Source organism: Burkholderia arboris (assembly GCF_902499125.1).
GTDB classification, from domain to species: Bacteria; Pseudomonadota; Gammaproteobacteria; order Burkholderiales; family Burkholderiaceae; genus Burkholderia; species Burkholderia arboris.
In genome coordinates this window covers 68,421-85,219 of record NZ_CABVPX010000031.1, presented here as the reverse complement: position 1 = coordinate 85,219, position 16,799 = coordinate 68,421, and the positions used below count along the sequence as shown (strand labels likewise).

At 66.8% G+C, this 16,799-nt stretch carries 15 protein-coding genes; 4 read left to right on the top strand and 11 right to left on the bottom strand.

Going from position 1 to position 16,799, the window contains the following annotated elements; translation table 11 throughout:
• Nucleotides 1–240 precede the first annotated feature (240 nt).
• Nucleotides 241–1,371, bottom strand: a complete 1,131-nt coding sequence (locus tag BLA15945_RS29620; protein WP_230950503.1) for a GlxA family transcriptional regulator — start codon at nt 1,369–1,371, stop codon at nt 241–243.
• On the opposite strand from BLA15945_RS29620, the gene BLA15945_RS29615 reads away from it, so the two are divergent.
• The 3 genes from BLA15945_RS29615 to BLA15945_RS29605 are packed head-to-tail and all read left to right on the top strand — an operon-like array spanning nt 1,370 to nt 3,032.
• Nucleotides 1,370–2,119 (top strand): NAD(P)H-dependent oxidoreductase, encoded by a 750-nt coding sequence (locus BLA15945_RS29615; RefSeq protein WP_059242091.1) that lies wholly within the window; start codon nt 1,370–1,372, stop codon nt 2,117–2,119. The two genes, BLA15945_RS29620 and BLA15945_RS29615, sit on opposite strands and share 2 nt — an antisense overlap.
• A gap of 38 nt (nt 2,120–2,157) precedes the next feature.
• On the top strand, nt 2,158–2,310 hold the full coding sequence (locus tag BLA15945_RS29610) for a hypothetical protein (RefSeq protein ID WP_174994078.1): 153 nt from the start codon (nt 2,158–2,160) through the stop codon (nt 2,308–2,310).
• On the top strand, nt 2,310–3,032 hold the full coding sequence (locus BLA15945_RS29605; RefSeq protein WP_174994077.1) for a DJ-1/PfpI family protein: 723 nt from the start codon (nt 2,310–2,312) through the stop codon (nt 3,030–3,032). Before BLA15945_RS29610 ends, BLA15945_RS29605 begins: the two co-directional genes overlap by 1 nt.
• A 30-nt stretch (nt 3,033–3,062) precedes the next feature.
• On the opposite strand, the gene BLA15945_RS29600 is transcribed toward BLA15945_RS29605, so the two are convergent.
• The 7 genes from BLA15945_RS29600 to BLA15945_RS29570 form a co-directional block, all read right to left on the bottom strand.
• Nucleotides 3,063–4,799, bottom strand: a complete 1,737-nt coding sequence (locus BLA15945_RS29600) for a site-specific integrase (protein WP_174994076.1) — start codon at nt 4,797–4,799, stop codon at nt 3,063–3,065.
• A 121-nt stretch (nt 4,800–4,920) separates the two neighbouring features.
• Nucleotides 4,921–6,186 (bottom strand): MFS transporter, encoded by a 1,266-nt coding sequence (locus BLA15945_RS29595; protein ID WP_059242098.1) that lies wholly within the window; start codon nt 6,184–6,186, stop codon nt 4,921–4,923.
• A gap of 13 nt (nt 6,187–6,199) precedes the next feature.
• Nucleotides 6,200–6,985: a peptidylprolyl isomerase gene (locus BLA15945_RS29590; RefSeq protein WP_174994075.1), complete on the bottom strand. Its 786-nt coding sequence runs from the start codon at nt 6,983–6,985 to the stop codon at nt 6,200–6,202.
• A gap of 9 nt (nt 6,986–6,994) precedes the next feature.
• Nucleotides 6,995–7,678 carry a respiratory nitrate reductase subunit gamma gene (narI, locus tag BLA15945_RS29585; protein ID WP_174994074.1) on the bottom strand — a complete coding sequence of 228 codons (684 nt, stop codon included), beginning with the start codon at nt 7,676–7,678 and terminating at the stop codon, nt 6,995–6,997.
• A 24-nt stretch (nt 7,679–7,702) separates the two neighbouring features.
• Entirely contained in the window at nt 7,703–8,401 is a 699-nt protein-coding gene (gene narJ / locus BLA15945_RS29580) for a nitrate reductase molybdenum cofactor assembly chaperone (protein WP_174994073.1), read from the bottom strand.
• Nucleotides 8,398–9,927: a nitrate reductase subunit beta gene (gene narH, locus BLA15945_RS29575; protein ID WP_174994072.1), complete on the bottom strand. Its 1,530-nt coding sequence runs from the start codon at nt 9,925–9,927 to the stop codon at nt 8,398–8,400. The genes narJ and narH overlap by 4 nt, the downstream gene beginning before the upstream one ends.
• A complete protein-coding gene (locus BLA15945_RS29570; protein WP_174994071.1) occupies nt 9,924–13,742 on the bottom strand; it encodes a nitrate reductase subunit alpha in 3,819 nt (1,272 codons plus the stop codon). The genes narH and BLA15945_RS29570 overlap by 4 nt, the downstream gene beginning before the upstream one ends.
• Before the next feature lie 435 nt (nt 13,743–14,177).
• Here BLA15945_RS29570 and BLA15945_RS29565 point away from each other — a divergent pair, with 435 nt between their 5' ends.
• Nucleotides 14,178–15,356, top strand: a complete 1,179-nt coding sequence (locus tag BLA15945_RS29565; RefSeq protein ID WP_174994070.1) for a tetratricopeptide repeat protein — start codon at nt 14,178–14,180, stop codon at nt 15,354–15,356.
• 36 nt (nt 15,357–15,392) lie between these two features.
• On the opposite strand, the gene BLA15945_RS29560 is transcribed toward BLA15945_RS29565, so the two are convergent.
• Genes BLA15945_RS29560 through BLA15945_RS29550 form a run of 3 tightly spaced genes read right to left on the bottom strand, consistent with a single transcriptional unit; the run spans nt 15,393 to nt 16,728 of the window.
• The gene (locus tag BLA15945_RS29560) at nt 15,393–16,007 is read right to left on the bottom strand and encodes a hypothetical protein (RefSeq protein WP_174994069.1); all 615 of its coding nucleotides are present in this window, start codon (nt 16,005–16,007) and stop codon (nt 15,393–15,395) included.
• 34 nt (nt 16,008–16,041) lie between these two features.
• Entirely contained in the window at nt 16,042–16,233 is a 192-nt protein-coding gene (locus BLA15945_RS29555) for a DUF2964 family protein (RefSeq protein ID WP_059242109.1), read from the bottom strand.
• Nucleotides 16,234–16,248: 15 nt separating this feature from the next.
• Nucleotides 16,249–16,728 carry a universal stress protein gene (locus tag BLA15945_RS29550; protein ID WP_059242111.1) on the bottom strand — a complete coding sequence of 160 codons (480 nt, stop codon included), beginning with the start codon at nt 16,726–16,728 and terminating at the stop codon, nt 16,249–16,251.
• Between the last annotated feature and the right edge of the window lie 71 nt (nt 16,729–16,799).

Sequence of the window (16,799 nt, the reverse complement as noted above, 5' to 3'; positions counted from 1 at the left end):
TGGTGGGGATTGACGGCTTTCAGTCTAGCCAGCCACGCGCATGCTGAATATTTGAAATATCTGCATCAACGATCCTGTTTTTTTGAACGATCGACATCCGCCCGATATTGCCGGATCTGGCCGTGCGCCGTCGTTTCGCAACCGGTGTCGAACCGGCAGCGTTGCCCAGGCGGCGGAACGGCTGAATCGCTCGCCATCGGCCGCCGGCGCGCCACTGAAAAAGCGCGAGGACCACGCGGGTCAGGATGTTCGAAAACGCCCACGGTACGCGCCCGGGCTCAGCCCGACCCGCTCCTTGAACAACCTGCAGAACGAACTCACGTCGCTATAGCCGACCTTGACTGCAACCGCCTCGATACTCAGGTCGCCCGCCTCGAACAGCCCACGGGCCGCCTCGATTCTCAGGCTTTGCAAATAACGCAGCGGCGTCTGATCCAGCGCGGCCTGAAAGCGGCGGATGAGGGTCCGCTCGCTCACGCCGAGTTCGCTCGCGAGCACCGATATCCGCACCTCTTTTGCCATGCTCCTCTGCAACCGGTGCTGGGCGCGATGAACCAGCGAATCGCCATGAACCTTGTCGGCCAGCAACGGGAGATAAGGCGTTTGCCGGGTCTGGCTGACGTCGATGAGCATGGTCTTCGCGCAGAGCGACGCAATCGTCGGCCCCGACAGACGCTCGATGATGTGAATCGTCTGCAGCAGATAGGAGGCCGATGCGCCGGCGCAAATCAGGCGATCGACTTCAGTCAGAACGGGTTCGACCTGAAGATTCACACGGGGAAACCTGGCGCGAAACTGGTCGGCGAGCCACCACGTCGTCGTCGCCGATCGTCCGTCGAGCAGGCCGGTCTTCGCCAGAATGAAGGTGCCGGTGCAGTTTGCCGCGACACAAGCGCCGGCGTTCCATTGCGCGATCAGCCAGTCGCACGCCATCGATTGACTCGCCAGCAGCTTGTCGAACGCCTTGTGCCCGGCGTAGTGCGCACTAGGGACGAACACCAGGTCGAATCGCTGCCGCGGACGAATCGGTTGCGTACTGATCTCCAGACCGTTGCTGGTCCTGACCGGACCGCCATGCTGCGACACGAAATGCCACTCGTAGCGCGCCCCCGCTTCGCCGTTCTGCCGCCTCAGGTGGGAATTCGCAACCTGAAGTATGTCGGCGAATCCCCCCAGGCTGAAGGCATAGCAATTTTCGTAAGCAAGGATGGCCGCGCGGTGCATGTCGGATTTCGCAAAGTGTTTGTCACTTCCGCCAATGTACAGCAGCGCGCGGCGCGACGAAACTTTCGATGCGAAGTCACGTTTCACGCCTGATACCCGCGTTCCAGCCGGTATCCATTGCCCTTTCGTCACGAGGCCAGCTTTCATGAAAGTCCTGATCGTCCACGCGCATCCCGAACCGCAGTCATTCTGCACGGCACTCAAAACCACGGCAGTCGATGTGCTCGGCGACGCCGGGCACGAAGTGGAGGTGTCGGATCTCTATGCCATGGGTTTCAATCCCGTCGCATCCGCCGATGACTTCGGAACACGCGCCAACCCCGACTACTGCGTCTATGCACTCGAGCAGCGCCACGGCGTTGCCGGCGGCACCATCGCCCCGGACATCAAGGACGAACTCGAGAAGCTCATGCGATGCGACTTGCTCATCCTGAACTTTCCGCTGTTCTGGTTCTCGACCCCGGCGATACTCAAGGGCTGGATCGATCGCGTTCTCGTCTCCGGACCCGTTTATGGCGGCATGCGCTTCTACAATCGCGGCGGCCTGCGCGGGAAGCGCGCCGTGGTGAGTCTCACGCTGGGCGGACAGGCTCACATGTTCGCTGACGACGGCGTCCACGGGCCACTCATGGACATGCTGCGGCCGCTGCTGCAAGGCACGCTCGGCTATACCGGGCTCGATGTGCTCGAGCCGTTCGTGGCCTGGCATGTTCCTTATGTCACGCACGACGTGCGACTCGACTATCTGGCCGCCTGGCGAAGCCGCTTGTCGTCGCTCGCGACGGAATCACCGCTTCCATTCCCGAGTCTCGATGACTTCGACGAACGTTTGCATCCGGTCACCGGCGCAACCCCGGCGATCGAAACACGCCAGGTAGCGCGCGTGAAGATGTGAACGGGCGAAAATGACGCTTCCCGTGCGACATTCGCCAGATGCTCGACGACCAGCTCTTTTTGCATGCCGACCTCCGGCGGATCCGCGCGAAACGGTGCGCGCGCATGGCAGAAAGTGCGGGAGAAATGACCTTGCGACAGGCCGCGCGCGGCGCGATGCTACAGGCCGCTCATGCCTTCGAGGGATCGTGATGGCCGCCACGCCGTTCATCGTCGTATTCGCATTGTTCGATCACGTCACGCAGCTCGATTTCACCGGGCCGGACGAAGTGTTCTGGCGCCTTCCGGGCGCACAAATTCACCGCGCTTCCGTTCGCGGCGGATCGATTCGCGCGGACAGCGGCCTCGCCGTTGCGGAGGTCGGGCGGCTCGCCGACATCGCGCATGCCGATCTCGTCTGCGTGCCGGGTGGGCTCGGCGTGATCGACGCGATCGCCGACGATGCGTTCGTCCGCGAGGTGCGCCGGCTCGCGCAGGATGCGCGCTATGTGACGTCGGTGTGCAGCGGGTCGCTGGTGCTCGGCGCGGCCGGGTTGCTGCAAGGACGACGGGCGGCCTGCCACTGGGCGTGGCGCGACCTGCTGCCGCCGTTCGGTGCGATCGTCGACGAAGGGCGCGTGGTGCGCGACGGCAGGATCGTCACGGGCGGCGGCGTGACCGCCGGCATCGACATGGCGCTCGCGGTGATGGCCGACGTCGCAGGGGCGGAATACGCACAGGCGGTGCAGCTCGGCATCGAATATGCGCCGGAGCCGCCGTTCGACTGCGGGCGCCCCGAACTTGCCGCCCAGGATGTGCTCGCTTCGGTCTGCGCGCTGTTCGAGCGCGTACGGCCCGATCGTCATGCGGTCGTCGCGCGTGCGGCGCAGCAACTCGCGCAACGGGACGGATGCGGATGCGCGGCATGCCGCTAAAGCGGCGGCCGCCTGCCGCGCGCGACGCCGTTACTTGTCCGCAGCAAACGCACTCGACATCTGCCGCGCGCGCTTCACATCGTCGCCATGCAGGTAAATCGATGTCGTCGAAATCGACGCATGCCGCAGGTTGTCGCGCACGGTCGTCAACTCGGCCCCGCGTGCAAGCGCGTGCGTCGCATGCGTATGCCGCATCCAGTGCGGGCTCGCCTGGCGCAGCTTCTGCGCCAGTGCCGGGTTGTCGGCATCGACGGCATCGGCCGTCTGCGCAAAAAACCGCTGCATCACCTTCCACAGCCGCACGCTCGTGATCGCGGCCGCATCGTCTTCCGCGAGGCTCGGAATCAGCGGCGTATCGGGCCGCCAGCGCGCGGGCGTCACCGGCAACCGTCGCGCGACCAGATAGCGATCGAGCGCCGTACGCGCAAGCGGCGGCATCGCGACACGCGCGGCCTTGCTGCCCTTGCCGATCACCTTCAGCCACGCGTCGCCGTGCGCATCCGTCTCGATGCCGCCGAGCGTCGCGCCGACCAGCTCGCTCGCGCGCAGCCCGGTCGCATAGCCGAAATCGAGAATGAAGCGCAGCCGTTGCGCGGCGCCCGGCGTCCAGCCCGACTGCGGCGCGCCGGCCGGTGTGCGCTTCCGGAATTCGAGACCGTCGGCGATCGTGCGGACCAGCAGCCACTCGCCTTCGGTAAATGCATGCGACGTGTCGAGTGCGTTCGCGCCGCGCGTGTCGCGCACCTTCACGCCCGCGAACGGATTCGCGAGCAGGTAGCGCTGCTCGATCAGCCAGCGGAACAGTGCGCCGAGCACCGACAGCGTGTACGCCGCCGAGCGCGCGGACAGCGCGCCCGAGAACGGCCGCCAGTCGGGCGCGCCGCGCGGCCGCACCGGCCCGACCCAGCGCTCGTGCGGCGTCGGGCGCCGGATGAACGCGCGATACGCGACCGCATCCTCGGTCGTCAGCGACGACAGCGCGCGGCCGCGCTCGACGATCGCCCACAGTATCAGCCGCTCCGCTTCCTTGCGGTATGCGCGCCGCGTCGCGGCCGATTCGTGCAGCGACAGCCATGCGTGCACGGCCGCGTAGTCGTTGTCCGCGTCGAGCGTGCTGGTCGCGCGCGGCGCGCGGAACGTGCCGGCCGAGCCGTCGACCTCGTGCGGCAGCTTCAGCTGTTCCCACGGCACGATGCTGCCGCGCGGCGTCGCGGCGATCAGCGCGCGCGCCCGTTCGGTCAGGTCCGGGTGCGCGGCGAAGAAGGCCTCGATGCGCCGCGCGCTGGCCACGCCGAGGCCCGCAATCGCGCGCCACCACTGGCGCCGGCGCGGAATGCGCACCGTCAGGTCGGCCAGCGTCGCGATGCCATGCGCACGCAGCGCAACAACTGCGCGGGCGGGCAGCCACAGGCCGACGTCGTCGCTGATCTGCGGGACCGGTGCACGCGCATGACGCAGCAGGCCGATCGCTTCGGTTGCGGCCTTCGCCTCCCGCAAACGCTCACCGTCGGCATGCCCGAGCCGTTCCGCGAGTTCGGGCCGACCGGCCTGCCGCGCGACGCGCACGAGGCGGCGGCGAATCGCGCCGATCACGCCGCGCGCCGATCGCCCGTCGCCCAGGCGATCGGGCAAGTAGCGCTCGACGGCCTGGCGCACGGTCATGCCCGCATACCACGCGCGCAGCGCGGCCAGTTCGTCGGCGTCGGGAAAGCCTGCGGGCGCAGGCGCGGAATCGGGGGAAAGCGGTGAAATGAGGCGCGGTTTCATGGGCGCCAGTTTGACAGAAGCGCGCGCGGCCGGATACGTCGTGCGCGCCTGCAGAGGGAAGCGACGCACTGACGCGATCCCGAGCCTTCCGGCATCGCGCCCGCGCATCGATCGCGCCCCGTCAGCCCGTGACCGGCGTGCGCCGCACTTCCGACAGGTAGATGAGGATCAACGACACCCACACGATCCCGTACAGGAACATGAAGCAGGTCGTGCGCACGCGCAGCAGGTCGAGCAGCACGCCGAACAGAATCGGCAGCAGGAAGCCGCCGAGCCCGCCCGCGAGCCCGACGATGCCGGTGACGACGCCCATGTTGTCCGCGAAGTCGTCGGCGACGTACTTGAAGGTCGACGCCATCCCGAGCGCGAACACCGCGCCGAGCACGAAGGTCAGCGCGACGAAACCGGCCACCGGCATCGACACGTTCAGCGTCGCGGTGCCGTCGATCGTGTGGATCACGAAGTCGGTCGCCGGGTACGACAACAGGAACAACGCGATCCACGCGACCCACAGCCCCCACCACGTGACCGCATGCGCGCCGAAGCGGTCGGACAGCGCGCCGCCGAGCGCGCGCAGCACGGAGCCCGGCAGCGAGAAGCCGGCCGCGAACGCGGAAGCCATCACGAGCGACATCCCGTACTCGCTCTTCAGGTACTGCGGAATCCACAGCGACAGCGCCGTGAAGCCGCCGAACGTGATCGAGTAGTACTGGCAGAGCCGCCACACGCGCGGGTCGCGCAGCACCTTGAACGCGTCGAGCATCGACCCGCCCCGCTTGCCCGCGCCCGGATCGGGCGCCGACGCGAACCAGAAGATCAGCGCCGTGACGAGCAGCGCGACCGCGTAGATGCGCGGCACGACGCGCCAGCCGTACGCATCGAGCAGCAGCGGCGTGACGAACAAGTTGACGGCCGCGCCGGCCGTGCCCGCGCCGAACACGCCCATCGCGAGCCCGCGCCGCTGCGGCGGGAAGAAGCGTGCGACATACGGCGTGCCGACCGCGAACGACGCGCCGACGCAGCCGAGGAACAGCCCGATCAGCAGGAACTGCCACAGCTGCGTCGCGTAGCTGACGACATAGACGGGCACCGCGCACACGACGAGCAGCACCGTCATCACGATGCGGCCGCCGAAGCGGTCGGTCCACGTGCCGAGCGGCAAGCGCATCAGCGCGCCGGTCAGCACCGGCGTCGACGTGAGCAGCCCGAACTCCGTGCTGTTCAGCCCGAGGTCGGTGCGCAGCTGCACGCCGAGCACGCCGAACATCATCCACACGACGAAACACACCATGAACGCGAGCGTGCTCGCGGCCAGCACCGACCACGCGCGCAGCGGGACGGCCGGCGCGTTCACGACCGGCCCGGCATTACCTTGTTGAATTGCCATACGCAAGACTCCGTTACTGGACCAGCGGCCCGTTCGCGCCGTCGAATTCGACGCCTTCGACGCGCGCATCACCCGCGAGAATCGCCACGTACTGCCGCATCGCCCGCTGCCGCACGCGTTCCGACAGGTACGCGGCGATCTGGCCGGCGGCTTCGTCGAACGGCACCGCGTCGCCCTCCACGCGACGCTCGATGCGCACGATGTGGAAGCCGAAGCGCGTGTTGACGAGTTTCGGCAGCACGCCGATGCCGTCGGTATCGAACAGCGCGGCCTCGAATTCCGGCACCGTATCGCCGCGCAGCAGTTGCCCGAGGCTGCCGCCGACTTCCGCCGACGGGCAGTTCGACGACGCGCGCGCGACCGCTTCGAACGTCCCGGGCGCGGCCACGACATCGGCGAGCGCCCGTTCCGCGCGCTGCCGCAGCGGCGCGAGCGGCACGCGATCCGTCATCGCGAACAGCACGTGGCTCGCATAGACGATGTCGTTGCGGCGAAAGCGCGCCGGGTGCTGCGCGTAATAGCGCTCGCAATCCGCGCGATCGGGTTCGGGCACGTGCGTCAGTTCGCGTTCGAGCAACGCGTCGACGGCCGCGTCGTCGAGCGGTGCCCCCTCGTCGAGCAGCGAGAGCGATATCGCGCGCTGCCGCAGCAGCTCGCGCACCGCGAGCGCGCGCCGTGCCGCGTCGAGCGGATCGGGCGTATCGCCGTGATGCGCGGCCTCGGCCGCGATCGCAGCGTCGTCGATCGTGATGCCGTTGATGCGCAAGACGACCGGTGCATCGGAGAGAACGTCGTTCATGCGGCCTCCTTAGCGCTTGCGCACGAGCTGGTACGGGCGGATCAGGTACGCGACCGACGCGATCCCGCTCCAGATATGCACCATCCGCGTGAACGGTGACACGAGGAAGATCGTGAAACCGAGCAGGATGTGCAGCCGGTACGTCAGCGGCACGCCGACGAGCAGGCTCGCGATATCCGGCCGGAACGTGACGACGCCCTTCACGTAATCGGTCAACTGTTCGAACATCGCGCCGTCCATATGCCGCGTCGACAGCACGACGGTGCCGAGCCCGAGCGCAAGCTGCACCCACAGCATCAGCACGATCAGGATGTCGGACTGGCGGCTGTTGCGACGGATGCGCGGATCGCCCAGGCGACGCCAGATCAGGATCGTGAGCCCGACGATCGCCGCGACGCCGGCCGCGCCGCCCGCCACCATCGCGACGAGCTGGTGCCCGGACGCCGACAGGAATGGCGACACGAGCCAGTGCGGCGCCAGAAAGCCGCCGAAGTGACCGAGCACGACGACCAGCACACCCCAGTGAAACAGGTTGCTGCCGAGCCGCAGCATGCCGTGGCGCAACAGCTGCGACGAATCGCTTTTCCACGTGTACTGCTCGCGGTCGAAGCGGATCAGGCTGCCGACCAGCAAGACGGCGAGGCAGATGTACGGGTAGATCCCGAACAGGAACTGATGCAAGTAAGCGTTCATGTCTTTCCCCAGTTGGGCCCGCGCTTACGCGCCGCGGGCCGGCCGCCTGTCGTGGAACCGCACGGTCTGCTCCGCCGGCGTCGCTGCCCCGACGAAGCGCACGGCCTCGTCCGCATACGATGCGTCGAGCGCGCGGTAGTCGTCGGCGCTCGGCCGCTCGGCGGCCACGTCGTCGTCGGCTGCATCCGGCGCGTCGGCCGGCGCGAGGCCGGCCAGCGGCAACAGCGCGCCGACGACGAAGCTGTAATGGCTGCCGCGCTGCGCGAGCTGGCCGGCCAGCGCGCGCAGGATCTCGCCGGTTTCGGCGAGCAGCTTGCGTGCGTCGGGCACCGGCAGCCGCGACAGGTATTCGAGGAACACGGGCAGGTAGTCGGGCAATTCGCCCGGGTTCAGGAACAGCCCGTGCCGCTCGTACATCTGCAGCAGGTCGACCATCGCCTGCCCGCGGTCGCGCGATTCGCCGTGCACGTGTTCGAACAGGTACAGCGACGTCGCGCGGCCACGGTCGAACAGCCCGACGTAGTTCTCCTGCAGCGTCAGCAAGTCGCGCTCGCGCACATAGGCAAAGAACCGGTCGAGGCCTGCGCGCACCGACTTCGGCACGCGGGCGCGGTCGCGCAGGTGCGCTTCGATCGAGTCGAGCGCGTCGACGAGCGATGCGTCGGGATAGTCGAGCAGCGCCGCGAGCGCCGCGTAGGTCGGATCGGATGCGGTGCTCGTCATCGGGAAGCCTCGTGGATCGGGATGGTCTTGCTGCCCTTCTTCGGGCTGAACAGGCTCGCTTCGGAACGGCCGTCCGAGCAGCCGTTGCCGAACGAGAAGCCACACGACGCGCGCAGGTCGTATGCGTTCTCCGCATACTCGCGGTGCGCGGTCGGGATCACGAAGCGATCCTCGTAGTTCGCGATCGCGAGATAGCGATACATCTCCTCGACTTGCGCGAGCGACAGCCCGACCTGGTCGAGCACGCCGCGCGCGTCGATGCCGTCCACGTGGCGCGCACGCATGAACGCACGCATCGCGAGCAGCCGTTCGAGCGCGAGCTTCACGGGCGCCTCGTCGCCGGCCGTCAGCAGGTTCGCCAGATAGCGCAGCGGGATGCGCAGCGATTCGACGTCCGGCAGGTAGCCGTTCATCCCGAGCGCGCCGCTGTTCGCGGCCGAGTTGATCGGCGACAGCGGCGGCACGTACCACACCATCGGCAGCGTCCGGTATTCCGGGTGCAGCGGGAATGCAATCTTCCAGTCGATCGCCATCTTGTAGGTCGGCGAACGCCGCGCGGCGTCGATCCACGCGGCCGGCACGCCGTCGCGCTCGGCCTGCGCGATCACGGCTGGATCGTCCGGATCGAGGAACAGCGACAGCTGGGCTTCGTACAGGTCCTTCTCGTTCTCCACGCTGGCCGCTTCGCCGATGCGATCGGCGTCGTACAGCAGCACGCCGAGATAGCGGATGCGGCCGACGCAGGTTTCCGAGCACACGGTCGGCTGGCCGGCCTCGATGCGCGGATAGCAGAAGATGCACTTCTCTGCCTTGCCGCTCTGCCAGTTGTAGTAGATCTTCTTGTACGGGCAGCCCGATACGCACATGCGCCAGCCGCGGCACTTGTCCTGGTCGATCAGCACGATGCCGTCCTCCTCGCGCTTGTAGATCGAGCCCGACGGGCACGACGCGACGCACGCCGGGTTCAGGCAGTGCTCGCACAGGCGCGGCAGGTACATCATGAAGGTGTTCTCGAACTGCCCGTAGATGTCCTTCTGCACGTTCTCGAAGTTGGTGTCCTTCGCGCGCTTCTCGAACTCGCCGCCGAGGATTTCCTCCCAGTTCGGCCCCCACTCGATCTTCTCGAGCCGCTGGCCGCTGATTACCGAGCGCGGCCGCGCGACCGGCATCGCGCGCGTGTTGCCGGCTTCCTGCAGGTGCGCGTAGTCGAACGTGAACGGCTCGTAGTAGTCGTCGATCTCGGGCAGATGCGGATTCGCGAAGATCTGCGCGAGCAGTCGCCACTTGCTGCCGAGGCGCGGCTCGATCTTGCCGTCCGCGCGCCGCCGCCAGCCGCCGCGCCAGCGGTCCTGGTTCTCCCAGTCCTTCGGATAGCCGATGCCCGGTTTCGTCTCGACGTTGTTGAACCACGCGTATTCCATCCCTTCGCGGCTCGTCCACACGTTCTTGCAGGTCACCGAGCAGGTATGGCATCCGATGCACTTGTCGAGGTTCAGCACCATCGCGATCTGTGCGCGTACCTTCATGACGTTTCTCCCGTGTCGATGGGAGTTGGCGCTTTGGCGCCTACTCCCGTCCCATGCAAGGCCCCTACCGCGTGCATTGCGGGATCGACCGCAGTCTCTTCGCCGTCGAGCCAGTCGATCTTGTTCATCCTGCGCACGATCAGGAACTCGTCGCGATTCGAGCCCACCGTGCCGTAGTAGTTGAAGCCGTACGCGAGCTGCGCGTAGCCGCCGATCATGTGGGTCGGCTTCAACGCGATGCGCGTGACCGAGTTGTGGATGCCGCCGCGCGTGCCGGTGATCTCGGAGCCCGGCGTGTTCACGATCTTCTCCTGCGCGTGGTACATCATCACCATCCCGGACGGGATCCGCTGGCTGACGACGGCCCGCGCACACAACGCGCCGTTCGAGTTGTAGCACTCGATCCAGTCGTTATCGACCGCGCCGATCGCCTTCGCGTCGTCCTCCGACATCCATACGATCGGGCCGCCGCGCGACAGCGTCAGCATCAGCAGGTTGTCCGTGTACGTGCTGTGGATCCCCCACTTCTGGTGCGGCGTCAGGAAGTTCAGCACACGTTCGGGGTTGCCGTTCGAGCGCGTGCCGAGCATGTGCGCGTAGCTGCCCGTATCGACCGGCGGCTTGTACGCGCACAGCGATTCGCCGAACGCGCGCATCCACGCGTGATCCTGGTACAGCTGCTGGCGGCCGGTCATCGTGCGCCACGGCACCAGTTCGTGCACGTTCACGTAGCCGGCGTTGTACGACACGTGCTCGGATTCGATCCCGCTCCAGGTCGGCGACGAGATGATCTTGCGCGGCTGCGCCTGGATGTCGCGAAAACGGATCTTCTCGTCGGCGCGCGCGGCAGCGAGGTGCGTGTGGTCGATGCCCGTGATGCCGGACAGCGCGCGCCACGCCTTCACCGCCACTTCGCCGTTGGTCTCGGGCGCGAGCGCGAGGATCACCTCGGCCGCGTCGAGCGCCGTGTCGATGCGCGGGCGCCCTTGCGCGGCGCCGTCGGCGACCCTGTAGTTGAGCTCGCCGAGCAGCGTCACTTCGTCCTTCGTGTCCCAGCCGATGCCCTTGCCGCCGTTGCCGAGCGTGTCCATCAGCGGCCCGAGCGACGTGAAACGCGCATACGTATTCGGATAGTCGCGCTCGACGACGGTCACGGTCGGCATCGTCCGGCCCGGCACCGGTTCGCATTCGCCGCGCTTCCAGTCCTGCACGTCGAACGGCTGTGCCAGCTCGCCCGGCGTGTCGTGCGCGATCGGCGCGAGCACGACGTCGCGCTCGACGCCGAGATGTCCGTCGCACAATTCGGAGAAGCGCTTCGCGATCCCCTTGAAGATCTCCCAGTCGCTCTTCGATTCCCATGCGGGATCGACGGCCGCCGACAGCGGATGGATGAACGGGTGCATGTCGGACGTGTTCATGTCGTCCTTCTCGTACCAGGTCGCAGTCGGCAACACGACGTCCGAGTACATGCAGGTCGTCGACATCCGGAAATCGAGCGTCACGAGCAGGTCGAGCTTGCCGCGCGGCGCTTCGTCGTGCCACGTCACTTCCTCGGGACGCGAGCCGCCGGTTGCACCGAGATCCTCGCCCTGCACGCCGTTGGTCGTGCCGAGCAGGTGCTTCAGGAAATACTCGTGACCCTTGCCCGACGAACCGAGCAGGTTCGAGCGCCACACGAACAGGTTGCGCGGGAAGTTGCCGGGCGCATCGGGATCCTCGCTTGCCAGCTTCAGCGTGCCGGCCTTCAACTGCCGCGCGACATCGGCGCCCGCGTGCGCGGGATCGGCGAGCGCCGCGCCGACCTTCAGCGGATTCACCGACAGTTGCGGCGCGGACGGCAGCCAGCCCATCCGTTCCGCGCGCACGTTGTAGTCGATCGGCGCGCCATGGAACTGCGACTTGTCCGCGAGCGGCGACAGCAGCGTGGCCGGGTCCATCGGGTCGTAGCGCCACTGATCGGTGTGCGCGTAGAAGAACGACGTCGAATTCATCTGGCGCGGCGGGCGGCTCCAGTCGAGCGCACCGGACAATGCCGTCCAGCCCGTCTGCGGCCGCAGCTTCTCCTGGCCCACGTAGTGCGACCAGCCGCCGCCCGGCTTGCCGATGCAGCCGCACATGATCAGCATGTTCATGATCGCGCGGTACGACATGTCCATGTGGAACCAGTGGTTGATCCCGGCGCCGATGATCACCATCGACTTGCCCTGCGTCTTGTGCGCGTTCTCCGCGAACTGCCGCGCAACCGAGATCACGTCCGCGCGCTTCACGCCGGTGATCGTTTCCTGCCATGCGGGCGTGTACGGCAGGTCGTCGTCGTAGCTCGCGGCGACGTCGCGGCCGCCGAGACCCTGGTCGAGCCCGTAGTTCGCCACGAACAGGTCGTAGACGGTCGCGACCAGCATGTCGCCGTTGCGCGTCGCGATGCGCCGCACGCCGATCCGGCGCGACAGCTCGGACGCATGCTGCGTCGAGTTGAAGTGCGCGTGCGGCTGGTTGCCGAAGTACGGGAACAGCACGTCGACCACGTCGTCGTGCTCGGCCGTGCACGACAGCCGCGGTGACAGCGCCGCGCCCTTCGACGTCTCGCCGCGCAGGTTCCACTTGCCCTTGTCGGCGTCGTCCTGCTGCCCCCAGCGGAAGCCGACCGAGCCGACCGGCACGACGAACTCGCCGTTCGCGTCGTCGATCATCACGGTCTTCCAGTCCGGATGCGCGGCCTCGTCGAGCGCGTCGTCGAAGTCCGACGCGCGCACGAGGCGCTCGGGCACGTAGCCGTCGCCGTGCGGTACGAGGCGCACCAGGCATGGCATGTCGGTGTAGCGCTTGCAGTAGTCGGAGAAGTAGTCGCTCTTCCCGGCGAGATGAAATTCCTTGAGGATCACGTGGCCCATCGCGAGCGCGAGCGCCGCGTCGGTGCCCTGCTTCGGGTGCAGCCACAGATCGCCGAACTTCGCGCCTTCCGAGTAATCGGGGAACACCGACACGACCTTGGTGCCGCGATAACGCGCCTCGACGAGGAAGTGCGCGTCCGGCGTGCGCGTCTGCGGGACATTGGAGCCCCACATCATGATGAACGTCGAGTTGTACCAGTCGGCCGATTCCGGCACGTCGGTCTGTTCGCCCCAGGTCTGCGGCGACGCCGGCGGCAGGTCGCAATACCAGTCGTAAAAACTCAGGCACACGCCGCCGATCAGCGACAGGTAGCGCGAACCTGCCGCGTACGACACCATCGACATCGCGGGAATCGGCGAGAAGCCGACCACGCGATCGGGGCCGTGCCGCTCGACCGTGTGCACGTTGGCGGCCGCGACGATCTCGTTGACCTCGTCCCAGCTCGCGCGCACGAAGCCGCCGAGCCCGCGTCGGCTCTGGTACGAACGGCGCGCTTCATCGTCGTCGACGATCGAGCGCCATGCTTCGACGGGGCCGAGCGTGCGGCGGCGTTCGCGCCACAGCTTCACGAGCGCGCTGCGCACCATCGGATGCTTGAGGCGGTTCGCGCTGTACAGGTACCACGAGTAAGACGCGCCGCGCGAGCAGCCGCGCGGCTCGTGGTTCGGCATGTCGGGACGTGTGCGCGGATAGTCGGTCTGCTGGGTTTCCCAGGTGACGATCCCGCCTTTCACATAGACCTTCCACGAGCACGAACCCGTGCAGTTCACGCCGTGGGTGGAGCGGACGATCTTGTCGTGCTGCCAGCGCATCCGGTAACCGTCTTCCCATTTGCGGTCTTCGTCGGTGACGGCGCCGTGCCCGTCGGAAAAGCGTGGCCTGGTGGTGGAGAAATAACGCAATCTGTCCAGGAAATGGCTCATGGGGATCTCGTTTTTCCGGTCTTTTGGCAGACCCTGATTATTTAAGGAGGCGAAATACCGGTTGTAAAGGACGATCGAATGTCGATCATTTCGTCCTTCTCACCGTGATCGAACCCATTGTCAGGCGGATCGACATATCACGACTTGATACAAATCACGGAATCGTTCATCTATCCGCAACAGTGAAATCGAATGGGGATCGAGCGCGCGGCACGGCCTGTTATGCTGCGCACTGCATTCCCGCGTTGCCCGTCCGTTGCCGTCATGCATCCCGTGACGGCGGGCGGGCTCCGCATTGAATTGCACTGGACGATCCGATCCACCGCATCGGGATTCGCCAACCGCAGCCGGCCGTTCATCAAAGACCGCGCGGTTTGTTCAGTGCATTTCCGGCCGTCGGACCATCGCACCTTTACATACAAGAACCGAAATTTCATGACATCCCGACTTCTCGCCGCGCTCGTTGCCGCGGCCTTGAGCTGCACCGGCCTGCCCGTCGCCCACGCGCGCACCTACGTCGCGCCGACGGCGTCGCTCGGCAAAGGCGCCTACGTTCACCAGTTCGTGCTGCGCGACCCCGTCACGCAACAGCCGCTGCCGAACGCGCGCTACCGGCTGTTCCTGCCGGGCCAGGTCATCGCGGGGCTGCCCGTCAAGCCGGGCGAGCACGACAGCGTGATCTTCGGCACGACCGACGCGGCGGGCCGCACGATCCGGATCCGGCTGCCGAAATCGCATCCGCAGAAGCAGTGGGTGTTCAACCCGGTCGTCGGCGACGGCGACCTGGGCGAATCGTTCCGGCTGGTCGATCCGGGCGGCAAGGCGTCGCTCGGCCGTTTCCCGTACGTGCTGGACGTGGAGAACGAATATCTGGCATGCGGCTATTCGGACGCGAACGGCTACACCTACTACGCACAATCGCGCACGCCGCGGAACGTCAATCTTTACGTCGGCATGCTGGAAAAAGCGGCCGACACCGACTGGTGCGCGGGTCCGGGCCTGACCATCGCGAACAGCGCGAACGAACCCGGCACGCCGGACCTGTACACGCAGTACCTCGGCACGCTGGTCACCAACAGCGACCGGATCAGCGGCGAGTTGCGGCAGCAGATCGTCGCGAAGCTGCTGTCGCTCGCGATCGCCGAACGCGACGCAAGCCGCGTGGCTGCCGTGCTCGATCTCGACACGATTCCGGACGATCGCCTGAACGACATCGGCTACCGGCTCGTCGATGCGGGCGTGGAGGTCGATCGCGGGCTCGCAATGATCGACACGCATCTCGCGAAGTCGCCCGACGATGCGTATGCGCTCGACAGCAAGGGCTGGGCGCTATATCGCCTCGGCCGCAACGACGAGGCGCTCACGTGGTTCGACCGCTCGATCGCGATCTTCGCGAAGGACGACGACGGCGACGCGCGCGAAGCCCATGCGACCGGGCTGACGCACAAGGGTGAAGTGCTGTGGAAACTGGGGCGCCGGGATGAAGCGCGCGATGCGTTCGCGCAGGCGCAGAAGATTCAGCCGAAGAACGCGGAGCTGGCGGAAACGCTGAAGCGGCTGGACGTGCCGGCGAGCCCGGACAGCGCGGCGGCGCCCGGTGCGAGCGGCACGTAATCTCGACGGAAGCGGTGATCGTCAGGGCAACGATGGTCACTGCTGACAGGGATCGTCACGGGACAGCATATAGACGTGCCCCGACGCGTTCGCCATCGCATGACCGTTGGCCACAAAGCGCTGCTTCGTGTTCGACATCATCGCAACGACGACTTTCGACTGATCGATGCCCGGCTGCCCCATCAGCTTTCTGACGCATTCGAGCGTGCGGAATACGCGCGTCAGCCCTTCGATCGCGCTGTCACGCACGTCGCCGTGCATCATGAAATCACGCTGGGCAGCCGCATAGCGCCGCATCGCCGCGCGCTGCTGCGGCTCCGGGTACTGATCGTCGATGTACTTCCGGACATCGTCGCGGATGCCGTCACCCTGCGAGTCGATGCCGCCGATCGTATCGGTGAAGTCCGTCGAGGGATCGCCCCCGCGGTCGGCTGCCGAATGTTGCGCCGTCATGCCGGACATACTCGCCGCCGGCCGGTCGGTCAACGCATGCGAACCGAAGCCGGCGGGCGGCGCCGCAGTTTCGGCCCAGGACCATGCAGGCAGAACGGCCCCGCCCACGATGACGGCGGCGGCCGCAAGATCCCTCGTTTTCATTGTTGTCGCGCTCTCGTTGTTGTTGTCGTTCTTCGAGCACGATAGTGCCTGCACGCGTTCCCTCAAGGAAAGACGCAGCCTCCCCGCGTCATTCCTCGCCTTTCGCGCCCGGATTGAGCATCACGACGAAGCCGGCCACACCGACGATCAATGCGATCGCGCCGCCACGCAGCGCCATCGCTTCGTCGAACAGCAGCCCCGTTACGACGGCCATCATCCCCACGAGCGACACGAACACGGCGATCGCCGCGACGACGATGCGGTACTGGCGGCGGATCATCGCTCGAACACCGCGTTACGCCGCAGCCGCGGCCGCCGCTTCGTCGGCATCGTCGCCGCGAATCAGCAGCACCGGGCACTTGGAGCCGCGCACGAAGCGCTCGGCGACGCTGCCGAGCAGCACGCGCCGGATCCCGCGCCGCCCGTGCGTGCCGACCACCGCGAGATCGATCCCGTGCTCCTTCACGTAGCGCTGCAGGCGCTCCGCGATGTCCTCGCCGATGCTCTCGGTCTCGACGAGTTCGGCTTCGCCTTTCGCGCCGGCCAGCGCGACGATCTGTTCGGCTTCACGCAGCACCTTGCGCCCGTCGTCGCGGATTTCCTCGACGAGCGCGTGCGGATCGAAACGTCCCGCGTACGTGAACAGCACCGACTTGTCGACCACATACACGACGCTGACGTGCGTGTCGCTCGCCAGCGCCACTTTCACGGCCTCGGCAAGCGCCTGTTTCGACGAAGCACTGCCGTCGACGGCCACCATGATCTTCTTGTACATGCGAACCTCGCTGGGGTGAACTGCCGCGCGCCCTGTCGCGCGCGGCCATGTCACCATCATCGGCCGACGGC